General features: G+C 66.1%; 17 protein-coding genes and 1 riboswitch. Of the genes, 9 read left to right on the forward strand and 8 right to left on the reverse strand.

The features are described 5' to 3' along the window. The first annotated feature begins 4 nt into the window (after positions 1-4). Genes G4223_RS02290 through G4223_RS02300 form a run of 3 tightly spaced genes read left to right on the forward strand, consistent with a single transcriptional unit; the run spans position 5 to position 3,602 of the window. Positions 5-1,762, forward strand: coding sequence for a peptide ABC transporter substrate-binding protein (locus G4223_RS02290; RefSeq protein ID WP_163674420.1), 1,758 nt, complete (start codon positions 5-7; stop codon positions 1,760-1,762). Next, entirely contained in the window at positions 1,759-2,715 is a 957-nt protein-coding gene (locus G4223_RS02295; RefSeq protein ID WP_163674423.1) for an ABC transporter permease subunit, read from the forward strand. Before G4223_RS02290 ends, G4223_RS02295 begins: the two co-directional genes overlap by 4 nt. Continuing rightward, positions 2,712-3,602 carry an ABC transporter permease gene (locus G4223_RS02300; protein ID WP_163674426.1) on the forward strand — a complete coding sequence of 297 codons (891 nt, stop codon included), beginning with the start codon at positions 2,712-2,714 and terminating at the stop codon, positions 3,600-3,602. The genes G4223_RS02295 and G4223_RS02300 overlap by 4 nt, the downstream gene beginning before the upstream one ends. On the opposite strand, the gene G4223_RS02305 is transcribed toward G4223_RS02300, so the two are convergent. Together G4223_RS02305 and G4223_RS02310 are read right to left on the reverse strand one after the other, a co-directional pair. Further along, positions 3,599-3,820, reverse strand: a complete 222-nt coding sequence (locus G4223_RS02305) for a helix-turn-helix domain-containing protein (protein ID WP_163674428.1) — start codon at positions 3,818-3,820, stop codon at positions 3,599-3,601. The two genes, G4223_RS02300 and G4223_RS02305, sit on opposite strands and share 4 nt — an antisense overlap. Before the next feature lie 2 nt (positions 3,821-3,822). After that, a complete protein-coding gene (locus G4223_RS02310; protein WP_163674431.1) occupies positions 3,823-4,395 on the reverse strand; it encodes a DUF2975 domain-containing protein in 573 nt (190 codons plus the stop codon). Positions 4,396-4,600: 205 nt separating this feature from the next. On the opposite strand from G4223_RS02310, the gene G4223_RS02315 reads away from it, so the two are divergent. After that, positions 4,601-7,057, forward strand: a complete 2,457-nt coding sequence (locus G4223_RS02315) for a putative bifunctional diguanylate cyclase/phosphodiesterase (protein WP_163674434.1) — start codon at positions 4,601-4,603, stop codon at positions 7,055-7,057. Here the strand turns inward: G4223_RS02315 and G4223_RS02320 are convergent, their stop codons facing one another. From G4223_RS02320 to G4223_RS02335, 4 genes are all read right to left on the reverse strand, one after another. Next, positions 7,058-7,438 (reverse strand): hypothetical protein, encoded by a 381-nt coding sequence (locus G4223_RS02320; RefSeq protein WP_163674435.1) that lies wholly within the window; start codon positions 7,436-7,438, stop codon positions 7,058-7,060. Further along, positions 7,435-8,148: a 5,6-dimethylbenzimidazole synthase gene (gene bluB, locus G4223_RS02325; protein WP_163674438.1), complete on the reverse strand. Its 714-nt coding sequence runs from the start codon at positions 8,146-8,148 to the stop codon at positions 7,435-7,437. The genes G4223_RS02320 and bluB overlap by 4 nt, the downstream gene beginning before the upstream one ends. Positions 8,149-8,207: 59 nt before the next feature. Then, a riboswitch (cobalamin riboswitch) is annotated at positions 8,208-8,362 on the reverse strand. Between the two features lie 33 nt (positions 8,363-8,395). Further along, positions 8,396-9,586, reverse strand: a complete 1,191-nt coding sequence (locus G4223_RS02330; protein WP_163674441.1) for a hypothetical protein — start codon at positions 9,584-9,586, stop codon at positions 8,396-8,398. An 83-nt stretch (positions 9,587-9,669) separates the two neighbouring features. Beyond that, on the reverse strand, positions 9,670-10,494 hold the full coding sequence (locus G4223_RS02335) for a universal stress protein (protein ID WP_163674444.1): 825 nt from the start codon (positions 10,492-10,494) through the stop codon (positions 9,670-9,672). A gap of 167 nt (positions 10,495-10,661) precedes the next feature. Here G4223_RS02335 and G4223_RS02340 point away from each other — a divergent pair, with 167 nt between their 5' ends. The 5 genes from G4223_RS02340 (at position 10,662) to G4223_RS02360 (ending at position 16,416) form a co-directional block, all read left to right on the forward strand. Then, the gene (locus tag G4223_RS02340; RefSeq protein ID WP_163674446.1) at positions 10,662-12,038 is read left to right on the forward strand and encodes an aspartate aminotransferase family protein; all 1,377 of its coding nucleotides are present in this window, start codon (positions 10,662-10,664) and stop codon (positions 12,036-12,038) included. Between the two features lie 121 nt (positions 12,039-12,159). After that, positions 12,160-13,383 carry a 5-aminolevulinate synthase gene (hemA, locus tag G4223_RS02345; protein WP_163674449.1) on the forward strand — a complete coding sequence of 408 codons (1,224 nt, stop codon included), beginning with the start codon at positions 12,160-12,162 and terminating at the stop codon, positions 13,381-13,383. 123 nt (positions 13,384-13,506) lie between these two features. Beyond that, positions 13,507-15,333 (forward strand): sensor histidine kinase, encoded by a 1,827-nt coding sequence (locus G4223_RS02350; RefSeq protein WP_205762330.1) that lies wholly within the window; start codon positions 13,507-13,509, stop codon positions 15,331-15,333. A gap of 77 nt (positions 15,334-15,410) precedes the next feature. After that, positions 15,411-15,776, forward strand: a complete 366-nt coding sequence (locus G4223_RS02355) for a hypothetical protein (RefSeq protein ID WP_163674453.1) — start codon at positions 15,411-15,413, stop codon at positions 15,774-15,776. Positions 15,777-15,780: 4 nt separating this feature from the next. After that, entirely contained in the window at positions 15,781-16,416 is a 636-nt protein-coding gene (locus tag G4223_RS02360) for a LysE family translocator (protein ID WP_163674455.1), read from the forward strand. A 147-nt stretch (positions 16,417-16,563) separates the two neighbouring features. Here G4223_RS02360 and G4223_RS02365 read toward each other — a convergent pair whose 3' ends face one another. After that, positions 16,564-17,994, reverse strand: a complete 1,431-nt coding sequence (locus G4223_RS02365) for a tetratricopeptide repeat protein (protein ID WP_163674457.1) — start codon at positions 17,992-17,994, stop codon at positions 16,564-16,566. An 88-nt stretch (positions 17,995-18,082) separates the two neighbouring features. Further along, on the reverse strand, positions 18,083-18,700 hold the full coding sequence (ribB, locus tag G4223_RS02370) for a 3,4-dihydroxy-2-butanone-4-phosphate synthase (RefSeq protein WP_163674459.1): 618 nt from the start codon (positions 18,698-18,700) through the stop codon (positions 18,083-18,085). Between the last annotated feature and the right edge of the window lie 35 nt (positions 18,701-18,735).

The raw sequence follows: 18,735 nt of genomic DNA on the forward strand, positions 1-18,735 counted from the left end.
TGGGATGTCGCCGCACCTGCGCAGCCTGTTTGCCGCCCTGGTCCTGTGTGCCGGCGCCGCCCTGCCGGCCACCGCCCAGCCGGAAACACGCGCCATCGAGGCTCGAACCAAGGACGAGTTGGTGATCGGCATCACCCAGTTCCCCGCCACCTTCCATCCCAACATCGAATCCATGCTGGCCAAGACCTATGTGCTGGACATGGCGACACGGCCGTTCACCGCTTTCGACCCGCATTGGAAGCTGGTGTGCATGTTGTGCGAGAAGCTGCCGACGCTGGAAAACGGACTGGCCACCCGCGAGGGCGAGCACGGCGTGGCCCTGACCTACACCATCCGTGCCGACGCCAAATGGGCCGACGGCACCCCGGTCACCACCGAGGATGTGCTGTTCACCGTGGATGCGGGACGCCATCCGCTGTCAGGGGTGTCCAATTCCGAATTGTACCGCCGCATCCTCAAGGTCGAGGTCCGGGACAAGAAGACGTTCGTCCTGCACATGGACCGCCTGACCTTCGACTACAACGCCATCAACGATTTACGGCTGGTGCCGGCACACATCGAACGCCCGCGTTTCGAGCTCCCGGCGGAATACCGCAACCGCACCGCCTACGACCAGGACACCACCAATCCCGGCCTTTACAACGGCCCCTTCCGCATCGCCGAGGTGGTCCAGGGCAGCCATATCGTGCTGGAACGCAACCCCTATTGGGACGGCCAAGCGCCAGCGTTCAAACGCGTCGTGGTCAAGACCATCGAGAACACCGCCGCGCTGGAAGCCAATCTGCTGTCGGGCGGCGTCGACATGGTGGCCGGCGAACTGGGTTTGCCGCTCGATCAGTCCCTGGCCTTCGAAAAGCGCGTCGGCAAGGATTGGAACATCATCTTCAAGCCGGGGCTGGTGTACGAGCACATCGACCTCAACCTCGGTTCACCCATCCTGGCCGACAAGCGGGTGCGTCAGGCGCTGTTGTTCGCCATCGACCGCGAAGCCATCAACAGGCAATTGTTCGGCGGCCGCCAGCCGGTGGCCCGCACCTCGGTCAATCCGCTGGACGGGGTGCACGCCGACGACGTGCCGACCTATCGTTTCGACCCCGCCCGCGCAGCCCAATTGCTGGACGAGGCCGGGTGGAAGATGTCCGGCAGCGTACGGCGCAACGCCGAAGGCGCACCACTGTCGCTGGAATTGAGCACCACCGCCGGCAGCCGCTCGCGCGAATTGGTCTCTCAGGTGCTTCAGGCACAATGGCGCAAGGCGGGAATCGAGGTGCGTCTGCGGGTGGAGCCGCCCAGGGTGTTCTTCGGCGACACGGTGACCCGGCGCAAGTTCCCGCACATGGCGTTGTTCGCGTGGTATTCGGCCCCCGAAAGCGTGCCGCGCACCACCCTTCATTCCACCATGATTCCGTCGGAAGCCAACAACTGGTCGGGCCAGAACTATCCCGGCTACGTCAATCCGCGCATGGACCAGTTGATCGACGCCATCGAGGTCGAACTGGACCGCCCCAAGCGCGTCGCGCTGTGGCACGAACTGCAACAGCTTTATGCCGACGAATTGCCGGCGCTGCCGCTGTTCTTCCGCTCGGACGCCTTCATCCTGCCCAAGGCGCTCAAGGGCGTCACCCCCACCGGCCACCAGGACCCCAGCACGCTGTGGATCGAGACGTGGCGGTGGCAACCGGATTCCGATCCCGTCCCCGCGCCCACGGAAAAATCGCCCTCCAAGGAAAAGAAGGTTCCGGCGAAAAAGGGCAAGCCGTGATCCGGCACGTAACCTCGCGCGGGCTGCAATCCCTGGCCGTGCTGGCGGTGATGTCGTTCGTGGTCTATGGACTGATGGGACTGATGCCGGGCGACCCCATCGACCTGATGATCGCTTCCGATCCCCACCTGTCGGCCACCGACGCGCTCAGGCTCAAGGCGCTGTACGGCCTGGACCGGCCGTGGACCGAACGCTATCTGGCGTGGCTTCTTCAGGTGCTTCAAGGGGAACTGGGCTATTCCCGTCTTTATGCCCGGCCGGTGCTGGACGCCTTGTTGCCGGCTTTGGGCAACACCGCGCTTTTGATGCTGACCGCCTTGGCGCTGGCGCTGACGGTGGCGGTGCCGGTGGGAATCGTTGCCTCGCTGCGGCCCGGTTCGGTGTTCGACCATGCGGTCAATCTGGTGGCTTTCGCCTCGGTGTCGCTGCCGACGTTCTGGCTGGGACTGATGCTGATCGTGGTGTTCGCGGTTTCCCTGGGCTGGTTGCCGGCATCGGGTATCGAGGACGTGGGCGGCGACGGCGGATTGGCCGAGCGGCTGCGCCACATGGCGCTGCCCGTCGCCACCCTGGCCCTGGCCGGCATGGGGCAGTACGTCCGCCACATGCGCGCCGCCATGATCGGCGAGGCCCACCACGATTATGTGCGCACCGCGCGGGCCAAGGGATGCAGCCCGGCCCGCATCGTGCTGCGCCACCAGTTCCGTAACGCCCTGATCCCGGTCACCACCATTCTGGCGCTGGAATTGGGGGGCCTGTTCTCGGGCGCGCTGATCACCGAAACGGTGTTCGCCTGGCCGGGCATGGGCCGGTTGATCTTCGAGGCGGTGATGGGCAACGACTTCAACCTGGCGCTGAGCGGATTGTTGCTGGCCACCGCCATGACCTTGCTGGGATCGATCCTGGCCGACCTCGCCTATGCGGCGCTCGACCGCCGGGTCAGCTATCGATGACCCCGGTCGCCGCACGCGCGCTCCGGCGGCTTCGCCACGACCGCCCCGCTTTGCTGGGGGTGGCGGTGCTGTTGGCGATGATCGGAGCGGCGGCCCTGGCGCCCTGGTTGTTCCAGGACCCCGAGGCCATGGACCTGACCGCCCTGTTCGCGCCGCCTTCGGCCGAACATTGGCTGGGCACAGACGAACTGGGCCGCGACGTGCTGGCCCGCCTTGCCCATGGCGGCCGGGTGTCGCTGGCGGTGGCTGGGGCCACCGCGGTGCTGGCGGCGGTGTTCGGCACGGCGCTCGGGCTGTTGGCGGGGTATCACGGCGGCCGTCTGGATGCGTTGCTGATGCGCCTGACCGACGGCGTCATGGCGTTGCCGCTGTTGCCGCTGTTGATCGTGCTGGCGGCGGTGGACCCGGCCAAGCTGGGCATTCCGCCGGAAAGCATGGGCGACGAGGCCTTCGCCATCGGCCGCATCGTGGTCATCATCGCCGCCGTCGGCTGGACCACGGTGGCCCGTCTGGTGCGTGCCCAGACCCTGTCGGTCAAGGCCCGCGACTATGTCCGCGCCGCCACCGCCATCGGCGCCTCGCCCGGGCGGGTGATGCGCCGCCACATCCTGCCCAACGTCGCCTCGCCCATCGTGGTGGCGGTGACGCTTTCGGTGGGCAACATCGTGCTGGTCGAAAGCGCGCTCAGCTTCCTGGGGCTGGGCATCCGGCCGCCGCTGGCGTCGTGGGGAAACATGCTGACCGGGGCCATGACCGTGGTGTGGAGCGCCCCCGCCCAGGCACTATGGCCGGGACTGGCCATTTTCCTGACCGTGCTGTCGGCCAACATGGTGGGCGACGGATTGCAACGGGCGCTGGACCCTCGGGCCGGCGACGCCGAGTTCTAACCGTCTTCTCCCGGTTCCGGTTCGAAGCACAAGAGATCGCCCGGCTGGCAATCGAGCGCGGCACAGATCGCCGCCAGGGTCTCGAAACGCACGCCCTTGACCCGCCCTTGCTTCAACAGGGACAGGTTGGCCTCGGTGATGCCGATCGCTTCGGCCAAGTCCTTGGACTTGACCTTGCGGCGGGCCAACATGACGTCCAAGGTGACGACGATGGGCATGATCAGACGAATTCCGCGTTTTCGCGGGCCATGGCGACAGCCTTGGCCATCACCGCGGCAATGATCCATACCATGGCGGCGAAAAACAAGGTTCCCACCTGATCCGACCCGACGCCGATCGAGATGAAGCGTTGCCCGGCCGGGTTTTGCCATGACAGCAAGGCGCTGAGCGGAGGCTGCAACACCATGCCGGCCGCACAGGACAAGGCCGACATTCCGGCGAAGCCGCGCAACCCGGTCACCACCGAACCGTCGAAGCACAGGCCGGCGGCGAAACTGTCGAAGCAACGGCGGACCCGAAGCAAGGCCACCATGGCAAGGGCCGTCGGCACCAGGGACAACACCGCCCCCACTCCCCGCTGCCAAGGTTCCAGGAGATCCGGCAGCGGCGACGCCCCCTTTTTGGGCACCATCGCGGCATAAAGTGAAGCCGGGTCGTCCAGCGCCCATTTCCCCACCACCAGGACCGGCAGGACGAAGACCGCCACAAGACAGCCCAACGACAGCAACCGGCTGGCGCGAGCCAGACGCGGGGACAAGGGGGATTGCATCCCAGGGACATTAATCACAGCCATGGCAACCTCTTGCGGCAACAACGTGAACGCAGCCAACCATGCCGGCGCACCCAGAGATTTGCAATAATTTATTTCTGCGAAACAGAAATTTTTATCCCTCCTACAATCACATTCTGGGCAGCAAACGGCAGACTGGAAATTTGAACGCACAAATGATACTGACTATCATTCGCATTTAAGGCGTGCCATTAGAAAGGCGGTAACCATGTGGAACAGCCTCCGGGGACGTTTCGTCGTCACCTCTGTCGTCTTGCTGGCGGCGTTTTCCGCCATGGCTTTCTATGCCAGCACGGTGGTCAGCGCCAACCGCGCCGACAGTCGCGACCTGATCGCCAGTTATTACCGCATCCACCGCCACCTCGAGGACGCCAAGGATTCCCTGCGCCAGATCGAGGCCGGTTCCTACCTTCTGGCGGCGGGCAACGATTCCGAAGGAGGGAAAACGGTGGAGCGCGCCTTGGCCCCCCTGCCCGAGATCGGCGAAAGCCTATGGCTCGACCCGTTGATGGCCACGGATGGCCGACGGGAATTGGCCGCCGCCGGTGGTCAGGCATTGCGGCAATTGTCTTTGTTGGCGGAAGCCTTGCAACGCATGGACCGCGCGCAGCGTCTTGCCATGGTCAAGGGCGAGATCACGCCGGCGATCCATGCCGCCTATCGCATCATCCATCTGACGGAACGCCAGATTTACGATTCGGTCCTGGGCCAGGCCTTTCAAAGCCAGGACATCTCGGAACAGGTGTCCCGGCTGGTGCGCTCCTCCATCGTCCTGGTTTGCCTGATGTTGGCGGCGGGATTCCTGGCCTTCGAATTCTCGATCCGCCGACCGCTGTCCCGCGTCGCCCGCGCCATGGACGTCGAAGGCAACGGCTTCGCCCCCGCACAACCATTGCCAGAAACCGGTCCGCGTGAAATCCGTACCCTGGTCGGCGCCTTCGAAGGCATGCGCCGACAGATCCGGTCGCGCCAGTCCCGGCTGGAATCGGTGCTGAACAACACCTCGGACGGGATCATTACCTTCGACCACGACGGCCGTATCCAAGGATTCAACGCCGCGGCGGCGACATTGTTCGGCTATGACGAAGGCGACGCGGTGGGCATGCGGATCGCCGAACTCCTGGTCCAGGACGACGAACGCACCACCCAGGCGGCAACAACCTTGCTGAACGGCCACAGTCTGGGGCGCGAGCAATATTTGACCGCCGTGCGGCGCGACGGCATACGCTTCGACCTGTCCTGCAAGGTCAGCGCCTTTGCCATCGACAACTTGCGGCTGTTCAACGCGGTTGTGGCCGACGTCAGCGAACGCAAGGCGATGTTCGACCGCCTGACCTATCTGGCGCAGCACGACCCGCTGACCTCGCTTTATAACCGCCGCCACTTCATCGAGGAACTGGCGCGCGCGACGGAACGCGCCCGGCGCGGCAAGACCGTGAACGCCGCGCTGTTGATGATCGACCTGGACCATTTCAAGTTCGTCAACGACACATTGGGCCACCAGGCCGGCGACCAGTTGCTGATCGAGGTGGCCGACAGGCTTCGGCAACGCAGCCGCGAGGCCGACTTCGTCGCCCGGCTGGGTGGCGACGAATTCGCCATCCTGGCCTTCGACGTGGACGCCGAAGGCGCGGCGGTGATCGCCGACAGCTACAACCGCCAATTGGCCGATTATACCTTCCAGGCCAAGGGCCGCAGCGTCGACATCGGCGGGTCCATCGGCGTGGCGCTGTTGGGGCCGGAATTGGGGCCGGGTGTCGATGTGCTGGCCCGCGCCGATCTGGCCTGTCACGTCGCCAAGCAACAGGGACGCAACCGCTTCCATTTCTATCAGCCAGAGGATGAGCAGGGCACGGCCCGGCTGACCGCCGAGATCGGTTATGGCAAGCTGTTGCGCGACGCCTTGGCCCACGGCCATCTGGAGCTGAACTTCCAGCCCATCGTCGAGCTCCCGAGCGGACAGGTGCGGCTGTACGAGGTGCTGGTACGGTTGCGCAACCCCGATGGCAGCATCCTGCCGGCCGGGGCCTTCATCACCGAAGCCGAGCGGCTGGGGCTGGCCACCGACATCGATGTCTGGGTGGTGCGCAACACCTTCGCCGCCATCGCCGCCGGACAGGTGCCGACGGGAGCGGACCGTTTCAGCGTCAATCTGTCGGGCCGCTCCATCGGCGACCAACGTCTGAGCGACGCCATCGCCTACGCCTTGCGCGAACACGCGGTGAAGCCATCCAACATCGTGTTCGAATTCACCGAAACCGCCGCCTTCACCAGTCTGGCCCACGCCAAGGAATTCATCCTTTGGCTGCGCGGCTTGGGATTCCAGACGGCGTTGGACGATTTCGGCGCCGGATACTCATCCTTCGTCTACTTGCGCGAGTTGGTCACCGATTACGTCAAGCTGGACGGGTCGCTGGTCCGCAACATCGATTCCGACCCCATGAATCTGGCGGTGGTGCGGGCCATGAGCGATGTGTCGCGCGCCTTGGGCCGCCGTCTGATCGCCGAATTCGTGGAAAACGCCGACATCGCCGCACGTCTGCACGAAGTGGGCGTCGTGCTTGCCCAGGGCTACCATTTCGGCCGCCCCGAACCCTGGCGCGGCCAGCGGCCCGACCGCGCCCCGGCCCTGATGCCGCTGATGACGGCGCCGTCATTGGCGTGATCAGTCGGGCAGGCGTTCGGCCAAAATCATGAACTGGCCGTGCTGCACCACCACCGCCTCGCGAGTACCGCCACCGGTGTAGCTTTCCTCGACCACCATGGCCGAGGGCTCCAGGCGCATCTTGGCCTGATGCAGCGAGGTGACGTAGATGTAGGGAACGGTGGTCCCCACCAGCGGGGCCACCGTGGTCTTCTTGAAATCCCGCTGCATCAGTTCGACGCTGACCAGCATCAGCGCGCTTTTGCCGGCACGCAGACCGACACAGCCGGGATCGTCGGTGTCCACCGCCTCGAACCCCAATGCCACGTACTGCTTCAACACCGGGGCGATATCGGGCAACACCATCATCGGCGTCACCTTGCGCACCAACTCTTCCATCATCCCTCCCTGATCTTGTCCAGCAGCGCCTCGTCCTCGGGCCGGCGGTGCCATTGATCGACCCAGGTCACCTGATCCAACGGCAGGCGCGGCAACCAGCCGGCGCTTTCCAGTTCCGGCTTCTCATAGAAATGCGACACCTTGCCCAGGCACAGATAGGCGATGGGCTGGATGTCGGCGGGAATGCCCAGGGCGGCACGCAGATCGTCGTAATGGGCGATGGACACCCAACCGACACCGATGTTTTCCGCCCGCGCCGCCAGCCACAGATTTTGCACCGCGCACACCGCGCTGAACAGATCCATCTCGGGCTGGTGGGTCCGGCCCAGAACCACCTTGCCGGTCCGGGCACGGTCGCAGGTGACACAGACATTGACCGGACTGTCCAGGATGCCTTCGAGCTTGAGCCGCTGGTAGGCGGCGCGGCGTTCGTCGGGGAACATAGCGGCCGCTTCGGCGGTGGCCTTGGCGAAGGCGGCGTGCACCTTTTCCCGCACCGCCCGGTCCCGGACCACGATGAAATCCCACGGCTGCATGAAGCCGACGGACGGCGCGGCGTGGGCCGCGCGCAAAAGCCGCGCCAGAACCTCGTCGGCGATGGGGTCGGGCAGGAACTGGCCGCGCACGTCGCGGCGCGTATGGATGCAGCGGTAGACGGCGTCGCGCTCGGTGGCGGAGAAAACGGGATCGGTCTGAACGGCGGAAGCGGGCATGAGTGTCCCTGTCATGCGAAAGGCCGGACACCGCCTGTCCACGACGGCGTCCCTATGGGTTCCCGGCCGGTCTTCTGACTGAGGATCGTCCCGATCCGGCGCCTTCCCGACTTGCGTCAGTGGCCTTCGCCGGCCGGTCCCCCTTCACAGCGTTGGGCACGTGGCGGACTCGCACCGCCTTCCCGATTCTCCCGCGCGTGGCGGGCACCTGGAACGGGGCCCGTTGTGCCAGAAAGGCGCGCCCGCATCAACGGCCGTCGCGCACCAGTTCCAGACGCGGCGCCCCACCGTCCTCGACCACCGGCCCGTTCATGGCCGCCACCATCAGCGACCGGCACAGCCCGGCCTGTCCCTGGGTGCGCAGGCCATGCACATGACAGCGGACGTCCATGCCCTTGAGCTTGGGCACGAAGCGGGCCAGCTTGGCTTCCGCCACCTCATCCTCGACACCGTCCAACGTCACCCCCAGCGACAGCACTTGCGCCCCGGTGAACGAGTTCAAGGTGGAAAAATCCACGTCCACCGTGGCCGAAACCGCCCGGCCATAGGGGCGCAGCCATTGCATGTGTTCGGTGACGCGGTTCGACGGCGTCCCGTCCTCGATGCCGAAGATGTCGAACACCAGCCGGCTTTTGTGGCGACCGAACAATCCGCGACAGATCTTGAGGTAAAGTTCGCGCCATTTGCGCGACGACAAGGTGGCGCGGTGCACCGGCACCTGGACCACACCGGGACGCCCCTGCCGTTCCATCTCGACCAGATGCCCCGCCGTCGCTTCGGCGGTCAGCGCGTCCAGTTCAGCCACCAGCGCGGGGTCGGGTTCGGGCGGCAGGCAATCGTAACCGCCGCGTATCCGCCCGTTCCCCAACTCGCACACCGCCATCGGCACCGTGATGGTGGTGGGGCGCCCATCGGCGGCCATCATGGTCCGCACCACGAAACGCACGTCGGCAAAGGAAAATTCCTCTTCCGGGGCAACCAGAGACCCCAGGATGCGTTCGATGTTGGAGACCGGGGCGGTCGCCAATGCCTTGGCTTCAGCCTCGGCCCTGGCCTTGGCTTCAGGGTCGGCGACGGTGATCGAGACGAACACCTTGCGGCTCCCCTCGCCCATGATCCGGCGGGTCACCTCGTCGCTGATGTGTTCCAGCGTATCGCGGATGTCGCCCGCACTGGTCGGCGAGCAGATGATGGCGTAGGACATGTCGTCCAAAGGAGCGAAGCTGTCGCCTTCAGACAGGCACTTGCGCAAGGTGCCCTCGACGATGCTGTGCACCTTGGCCGACAGACGCGGCCAATCGCCGCCGAAATGGGTTTGTGCCGGCGCCAGATCCAACAGGTTCAAGCGGTCACCGCCTTGCCCCAGGCTCTCGGACAAGCGCTTCAAAAGGTCCTGACGTTCGCCGGAACCCACGGGATTGGACGAGAAAGCTGCCATGGCCGTCGCTCCCTTTGGAGATGTTCCCCCCTAAGGTGCGAACTCTGAGCTTCGCTGCACATCCTCAAATGGGGAGCCCCCAGTCAATGACTGAGCAGCACCGGCACCGTCATATGACGCAGGATATGGCGGGTGGCGCCGCCCAGGACCATTTCCCTGAGCCGCGAACGGCCATAGGCCCCCATGACCAGCATGTCGGCGTCTTCGTCGGCGACGCGCGACAACAGCATCGCTCCGGCGTTCAAATCATCCGACGCCACATGCTCGCACACCGCCCTGACGCCGTGCCGCGACAGGTGCAGGCAGATGTCCGCCCCCGGCACGTCGCCATGACCGGCCATGCCACGCCCCGGATTGATGGCGATGACCCGCACCTGTTCCGCCGTCTTCAGCAGCGGCAGCGCGTCGTGCACCGCCCGCGTCGCCTCGCGGCTGGCATTCCAGGCCACCACCACCCGCCGCCCCACGGTGTCGAAGGTACCGGCGAAAGGAACCACCAGCAGCGGGCGCCCCACCTCCAGCGCCAGGGCGGCGACCGGAGCCGGATCGTCGGCGCCGGGTTCGGGTTGGCCGACCACGGTCAGGTCGGCATAACGGGCGTGCAGGATCAGGTTTTCCGCCAACGTTCCGTCAACGTCGCGCCATTCGGTGGTGATCCCGGCCGTCGGGACGGCGGCGTCGAAGGCGACACGCGCCTCGCGCGCCGCGGCGTCTTGCGAACGCCCCTGGACCTCCTGGATCTCGGGGCCGAACTGGTCGGCGATGAAAGGCGGCAGGTCGGGACGGCCGCGCACATTGAGCGCGGTCAGGTGGCCGTCATGGGCACGGGCCAGACCGGCGGCCAGACGCAGCCGGTTCCGGGCCTCGCGGGTGTTGTCGACGTGAACCAGGATGTCCTTGAACGTCATGACGCCCCCTGTTTTTATCGGGTTTCGTTGCCGGCCATTGTACCGCCGCGACCAAGCACATGGGAACCGGCCTTCCACCATTCCAGCCCCCCACCCTTGCGCCGGTTGCACATTGTGCCGGGCCTGGGATCGGGCCTAAACTCCCGCGTCCCCATCCCGGAGGAACCATGAGCACTGTCGCCGAGGCGGATTTGGCCGCCCTGTTCCACCCTTACACCAATCTGGTCAAGCACCCCGAGACCGGCCCCATGGTCATCACCCGCGGCCAAGGCGTCCGGGTCTACGACGAAGCCGGCAAGGAATACATCGAGGGCTTGGCCGGCCTGTGGTGCACCACCCTGGGCTGGGGCGAGGAGCGGCTGGCCGAGGTGGCGGCGGCGCAGATGCGCGAACTTCCCTTCTACCACCTGTTCAGTTCCAAGGCGCACACCCCCGGCGTGCGGCTGGCCGAGGCGCTGAAGGCGCTGGCCCCGGTGTCCGATTCCAAGGTCTTCCTGGCCTGTTCCGGGTCGGAAGCCAACGACACCGCCATCAAGATGATCTGGTACCGCAACAACGCATTGGGGCGGCCGCAGAAGAAGAAGATCATCTCGCGCGAGCGGGCCTATCACGGCGTCACCGTGGCCACCGGCTCGCTGACCGGCCTGCCCGTCAACCAGCGCGGCTTCGACCTGCCGATCGAGCGCATCTTGCACACCGGCTGCCCCCATTACTGGCGCTACGGCGAAAAGGGTGAAAGCGAGGAACAATTCGCCACCCGCCGCGCCGAGGAACTGGAGAAGCTGATCCTGGCCGAAGGCCCCGACACGGTCGCCGCCTTCTTCGCCGAGCCGGTGATGGGCGCCGGCGGCGTCATCGTGCCGCCCAAGGGCTATTTCGAGAAGATTCAGGCTGTCTTGAAGAAATACGACGTGCTGTTGGTGGCCGACGAGGTCATCACCGGCTTCGGCCGCACCGGCAACATGTTCGGCTGCGACACCTTCGGCATCCGCCCCGACATGATGACGGTGGCCAAGGCGCTGTCGTCGGGCTATCTGCCCATTTCCGCCCTGATCGTCTCGGGCGAGGTATTCGAGCCGATCAAGGCTCAATCGGGCGAGATCGGCTCGTTCGGCCATGGCCTGACCTATGGTGGCCATCCGGTGCCGGCGGCGGTGGCGCTTGAGACCCTCAAGATCTATGCCGAACGCGACATCGTCGGCCATGTGCGCAAGGTGGCCCCGGTGCTTCAGGACGGTTTGCGCGCCCTGCAACAGCACCCGCTGGTGGGAGAGGCGCGCGGCCTGGGCCTGATCGGCGCGTTGGAACTGGTGGCCGACAAGGACACCAAGACGGCGTTCGACCCGAAACTGGCTGTCGGCGCCCGCGTGGTCGCCAAGGCGCAGGCCCACGGCGTCATCCTGCGCGCCATGGGCGACGCGGTGGCCTTCGCCCCGCCCCTGGTGATCGAGGCGGACGACATCCGGCTGTTGCTGGAGCGCTTCCGCCTGGCGCTTGACGAAGCTCATGGAGAGCTGGTGGCGGCCGGCGCAGTGTCACATTAACCCTGCGTAAGGCGGGGAGATTAAAGCCATGTAAGTTGCGCCACATGTTTACGATCCTATAAAGTCGCCCGAGATGTGGTGCCGCGCAGCCCGGTTCCAGCGCGGATGGAGGCAAGGTCCGATGGATTACCAGCACTATTTCGCCAAGCGTATCGCCGACCTCAAGAGCGAAGGCCGCTACCGCGTCTTCGCCGACTTGGAACGTCAGTGCGGCCGCTTCCCCGTCGCCCGCAACTACCGCGACGGCCAGGTGCACGAAGTCACCGTCTGGTGTTCCAACGACTATCTGGGCATGGGCCAACATCCCGAGGTCCTGGCCGCCGCCAAGGAAGCGGTGGAGCGGTGTGGCGCCGGCGCCGGCGGCACCCGCAACATTTCGGGCACCAACCACTACCATGTGCTGCTCGAACAGGAACTGGCGTCCTGGTGCGACAAGGAAGCGTCGCTGTTGTTCACCTCGGGCTATGTGGCCAACGACACCACCTTGTCCACCCTGGCTTCGACCATCCCCGGCTGCGTGGTGTTCTCGGACGAGCTCAACCACAATTCCATGATCGAGGGCATCCGCCACTCCAAGGCCCCCAAGCACATCTGGCGTCATAACGACCCGGAAAGCCTGGACGAGCTGTTGTCGGCGTACCCCAAGGAGACGCCCAAGCTGGTGGCGTTCGAATCGGTCTATTCCATGGATGGCGACATCGCCCCCATCGCGGAAATCTGCGACGTGGCCGAGGCGCACAACGCCATGACCTACCTGGACGAAGTCCACGCGGCGGGCATGTACGGCGTCAGCGGTTCCGGCGTCGCCGAACGTGACGGCGTGCGCGACCGCATCACCATCATCCAGGCGACGCTCGCCAAGGCAGTGGGCGTGGTCGGCGGCTACATCGCCGCCTCGGCGGCGCTGGTGGACTATGTCCGCAGCTTCGGCCCCGGCTTCATCTTCTCGTCGTCCATGCCGCCCATGGTGGCCGCCGCCGCGCTGGCCTCGGTCAAGGTGCTGCGCAAGCACCCGGAAATCCGCGACCGGCACCAGGAACGCGCCGCCACCACCAAACGCCGTCTGGCCGAGGCCGGTATTCCGGTGATGCCGTCGGTCAGCCACATCGTCCCGGTGATGGTGGGCAACGCCGCCCTGTGCAAACAGGCCTCCGACCTGTTGCTGAACAAGCACGACATCTATGTGCAGCCCATCAACTATCCCACCGTGCCGGTGGGCACCGAACGGCTCCGCATCACGCCGACGCCGCTGCACACCGACGAAATGCTGGACCATCTGGTCAAGTCGTTCGTGTCGGTGTGGGACGAACTGGAACTGCACAAGGTCAAGGCCGCCGCCGAGTAACTCTCCTCACCCCTGGCGCTGTCACAATTCGTTACGGCGCCTCGGGTGGACGCCCTTTGACCACCTTGGCGTGCAAGGAATACCATGGTCATGCCATGGCCTTGCTGACAAGGGGGTGAAGGCATGGGGCACAGACCGGGAATCCGCCTGTATCTAGCGTTGCTGGTGATCGCCGCCTTCCTGCCGGTGGGGGGACTGGCGACGGCGGTATTCGTCTTGTCCTTGCGCTCCGATTACGAGGTGGCGTGGCAACGCGCAGAATCCCGTGCCGCCTTTCTGGCGGCGGCGGTCCATACCCAGATGGACACCCTGGCCGGCACCTTGGACGTGCTGTCCGCCTCGCCCGACCTGCTGGCCGGCAACCTCGCCGCCTTCCACACCCAGGCCCGCGCCATCACCGGCGAACGGCTGGACGCGGTCTCGCTGGTCCGCCCCGACGGTCTGACCCTTCTCAACAGCCGGGTGCCGCCGGGCAAGCCCACGCCGGCGTTCTCGGTGCCCCAGGACGAAGTCTTGCGGGCCCTGGACCAGAACCGCACCATCGTCACCGCCATCTTCCAGGGCGCCTCGTCGAAACGTCCCATCTTCGCCATGATCAAGCCGGTGATGGTGCAAGGACGGCCGCACGCCCTGGCCGTCGGCATGTTCGCCAGCCGTTTCGATCCCTTGCTCAGTTGGGCCGAGGCGCCGTGGACCGTCGCCTTACTCGACAACACCGCCGCCCAGGTCGCCACCTTCCCGGAAAATTCAGGGATCGCGGCATTGCACGCACCTTTGGCCGAAGCCCTGGGCGACGAAACAAGCGACCGGGTGCATCTGAAGCTGGGCCCGACCGGCGCCCAGGTCGAGCACATGACGGTCCTTCAGACCATTCACGACACGGACTGGATTGCCCTGGCCGCCTTTCCGGCGGAAGCCATCGAGGCGCCGGCCCGACGCCATGCCCTGCTCTATGGCCTGGGGGCCCTGGCCCTGGCGGTTCCCGGCGTGATGCTGGCGCTGTGGCTGGGCATGCGGCTGGCCCGGTCCATGGGCGCCATGGCCCAGTTCGCCACCGCCATGGGCACCGAACCGCCCCCCACCGACCTGCACCTGCCGACACTCAAGGGGGCGTGCCACGAATTGGACGTGGTGGCGGCGCAATTGGAACGGGCCGCCTGCGACATCGCCGCCCGCGACGCCCAGGTCCGCCAACAGCGCGACCTGGCAGAGGAAAACGCCATCCGCGTCGCCCGGAAATCCGAGGAACTGGCCCGTTCCAACGCCGAACTCGAACAATTCGCCTATGTCGCCTCGCACGATCTGCGCGAGCCGTTGCGCATGGTGTCCAGCTTCCTGACCCTGTTGGAACGCCGTCAGGGGGACAAGTTGGACGACGAAGCGCGCGAATTCCTGGATTTCGCCCGCGACGGCGCCTTGCGCATGGACCGCATGATCCTGGATTTGCTGCAATATTCCCGCGTCGGCCGGCAAGAAACCGTCGCCGAGATCGTGGACCTTGGCCATGTCGTCGCCCTGGCGGCCGAGGAATTGTCCACCACGATGGCCGAAGCCGGCGCCCAATTGCATGTGGACACGCCGTTGCCGCAGGTCATGGGCTGTCCCGGCGAGTTGGAACGCCTGTTTCTCAACCTGATCGGCAACGCCATCAAGTACCGGTCGCCCGACCGCGCCCCGGCGGTCAACGTCACGGCCAGCCCGGTGACCGAAGGCTGGCGCTTGACCGTGGCCGACAACGGCATCGGCATCGCCCCCGATTTCCACGACCAGATCTTCGCCCTGTTCAAGCGCCTGCACAGCCGCGACAGCTATGGCGGCAACGGCATCGGGCTGGCCATCTGCAAGAAGATCGTGGAACACCACGGCGGCCGCATCTGGGTGGAATGCCGGCCCCAAGGCGGCAGCGCCTTCCATTTCATCCTGCCGTCGGCGCAAGCGGCTTCGGGTTGACCCTGCCTTGCCCTAGGCATGGTCGCCAAGAGTTGCCGGGCGTGCTAGGGTCGCCCCCCTACAGGATGGAGGACGCGATGAAGCGGTGGTTGACGTTGGCCGCGACGGCCGTGCTGGCGGCCTGCGGCGACGGCGAAGTGACCGAGGTGGCCCGTTTCCCGTCACCGGTCGGCGGCTTGGACGCCGTGGTCGGCACCATGAAGGCCGGCGAGGCCGAACCGTTCCTGATCTCGATGACCAAGACCGGCGACAACCCCATCAAGGGAACCCGCGTGCTGATGGTGGACAAGAGCGCAGCCCCCAAGGTGGAATGGCTGGACGCCGACCATCTGCGCATCATCTGCGACGGCGAGGCACGGGTCTGGAGCTACCGCAACTTCTGGACCAACGGCACCGCCACCGTGGCGGTCGGTCTGGATTGCGGCACCCAAGGCTGGCGCTAAGGGCATGGATCACGGCGCCCTTCTGGGCCTCGGCCAGGTTTTGACTTTTCTAGGGGCGGCGGTGGCGGTGACGCTGGCGCCCGGTCCCGACAACCTGATGGTGCTGAGCCTGGGCGCCGCACGCGGCCCGAAAGCGGGCATGGCCTTCGGGATTGGTTGCGGCGTCGGCTGTCTCAGTCACACCGCCCTGGCGGCGGCGGGGGTCAGCGCGCTGATCGCCGCCTCGCCCACCGCCTTCCTGACGCTCAAGCTGGCCGGCGGACTGTACCTGATCTGGCTGGGCATCCAGGTATTGCGCCATCCAGCCATGGACAAGGCCCCCGCCGCCATGACCGGCGACGCCCGCGCCCTGTTCCTGCGCGGGGTGCTGGCCAATGCGGTCAACCCCAAGGTCATCGTCTTCTTCCTGGCCTTCCTGCCGCAATTCGTGGTGGTGGAACGCGGCCAGACGGCGCTTCAAACCCTGGTGCTGGGCACGCTGTTCGCCCTTCAGGCGGCGGGACTGTTCGCGCTGGTCGGGTTGTTCGCCGGCCATCTGGGCCAAAGCCTGTCACGCCATCCGGCCGCCGGCCGCTGGCTGAACCGGCTGGCCGGCGCCACCTTCGTCGGCATCGGCGCCAAACTGGCACTGGGGCGCTGATAGTCGTTTCAGAAATTCCCGACCTGTGGTCGGAAATTTCTTTTTGCCCCTCGCCGGACGTGGCCCTCCGGCCACTTGGCCGCGCCCGCAATGGCCGCAGACCGGTTCCGCGAGTCGGAACTTCGCGGAACCGGTATGATATTCGTTTCAGCCTTTGACGGTACGGCGCCGGGCCAGTTCGGTTTCGGCGCGACGCCGGTCCTCTTCGTTTAACAGCGCGTGCACTTCGTCGCGCTCTTTCGTGGTTTCTTCGCCCCCTTCGGCGGCAAGGGCCAGATAGACATAGGCAAGTACCAGATCGCGCCCGGTTCCCCGACCGTACCGGTACATGAAGGACAGGTTGTTCTGCGCCTGGGGAACCCCCTGATCGGCGGCCGCATGGAACCAGCGCACGGCCTCGGCGTCGTCCTGGGGTATGCCGTGGCCGTCGCGTAGCATGGCCGCCAGCCATGTCTGGGCGTTGGTGTCGCCCGCCTCGGCCGCCTTGCGGTAAAAGGCAGCCGCCTGGGCCAGATCCTTGTGCACGCCCAGCCCCTCACGATACATGGCCGCCAAACTCCGCTGCGCGGCGGCGTTGCCTTGTTCGGCGGCCAACCGAAACCAATGCACCGCTTCCTGATAATCCCGCTTCGTTCCCTCACCGTCCCGCAACATGGTGCCCAGCCACAACCGGCATGACGCGTCACCTTGCATTGCCGCACGGCGATACCAGTGCACCGCCTGCCCCAAATCCTGATCGACGCCCCGCCCCTCGCGATAAAGGGTGGCCAGACGGCCTTGCGCCGCCGCGCTTCCCTGCTCTGCGGCCAGTCGGAACCACCGGGCCGCCTCGGCCTCGTCACGGGTTCCCGGCCCTTCGCTCAGGGCGATGCCCAGCCATGTCTGGGCACGCCCGTCACCCTGTTCCGCCGCCTTGCGATACAAAGCCACTGCCTGGACGGGGCCGCAATCGGCGACCTTGCCCTCGGAACACAAGACACCAAGCGACACCTGCGCCGGCAGGTGTCCCCCTTCCGCCGCCTTGCGCAACCATTTCGCCGCCTGAACCACATCCGGCGCCGTTCCGGTACCGTCCCGCAACGCGGCTCCCAACCAGGCGGCCCCCTCGACATCTCCCTGCTCGGCGGCCTTGCGCAGCCACGCGACCGCCTGGGCCGGGTCCTTGGGGCGCGCGGCACCGTTCCAGAAAGCCAACCCATATTGGGTCTGGGCCGGGGCATAGCCTTGCTCGGCCGCTTTTCGCAGCCACTCGACACCTTCGCCCCATTTGCCACGGACAACCTTGCCGTGCCGCAGCATCCGCCCCAGCATGGTCTGGGCCGCAGGGTCACCGGCTTCAGCCGCCTGACGGAACAGGATCATCGCCTGCGCAGCGTCGCGTTCCACCCCGTCGCCCAAGCGATAGCGTTCGCCCAAACGCCCAATGCATTTGGGCACCCCGGCCCAGGCGGCGGCACGCAACGGCTCCAACGCCCCCGTGGCCAGTGCCCGTTCGCACGTTTCCTGCGGCGTCTCGGCGAACACCGCTCCGGGGACGAGAATTGCCAACACCAGAACGGTACGCCACAAACCTGCCATCGATCCACCTATCGCGGAATGACAGCCAAAGACGATACAACCATTGGAATTAAATTCAAGGCGGGGCCAGTGCCCCGCCTTGCCATGGTCACGCCGCCGCGCGCTCGGCCACATAGGCGATCAGGTCGGCGATGGTGACGATCACCAGACCATGAAGGCGGGCGTAATCCGTGACCTGTTTCCCGCGCGCCATGGTGCCGTCGGGATTCATCAGCTCGCACAAGACCCCGGCCGGCGTCAAACCGGCCAACCGCGCCAGTTCCACCGAGGCTTCGGTGTGGCCGGGACGTTCGCGCACGCCACCGGCGCGGGCGATCAACGGAAAGACATGGCCGGGGCTGACCACCCGCACGTCACCGTTCCCCGAAGCCAGGGCGGCCCGGATGGTCGCCACCCGGTCGGCGGCGGAAACCCCGGTGGTGACACCGCTTCGCGCCTCGATGGATTGGGTGAAGGCGGTGCCATAGCGCGAGCCGTTGTCCGCGACCATGGGCGACAGGCCCAGTTCAGCGGCCTTGGCCGGAGTCAGGCACAAACAGACGATGCCGCTGCCGTCGCGGATCATGCGGGCCATGATGGCGTCGTCGACGCTTTCGGCGGCGCAGATCAGGTCGGCCTCGTTCTCGCGGTCGGCGTCGTCCTGCACCAGGATCGGACGGCCGGCACGCAATTCCGCCAAAGCGGCGGCGATCGGGGAAGGGGACATGTGAAACGCTCCTTGGTCCTTGCGGTTGTCAGAGC

The sequence above is a fragment of the Magnetospirillum aberrantis SpK genome (genome assembly GCF_011022235.1).
Lineage (GTDB): Bacteria > Pseudomonadota > Alphaproteobacteria > Rhodospirillales > Magnetospirillaceae > Magnetospirillum > Magnetospirillum aberrantis.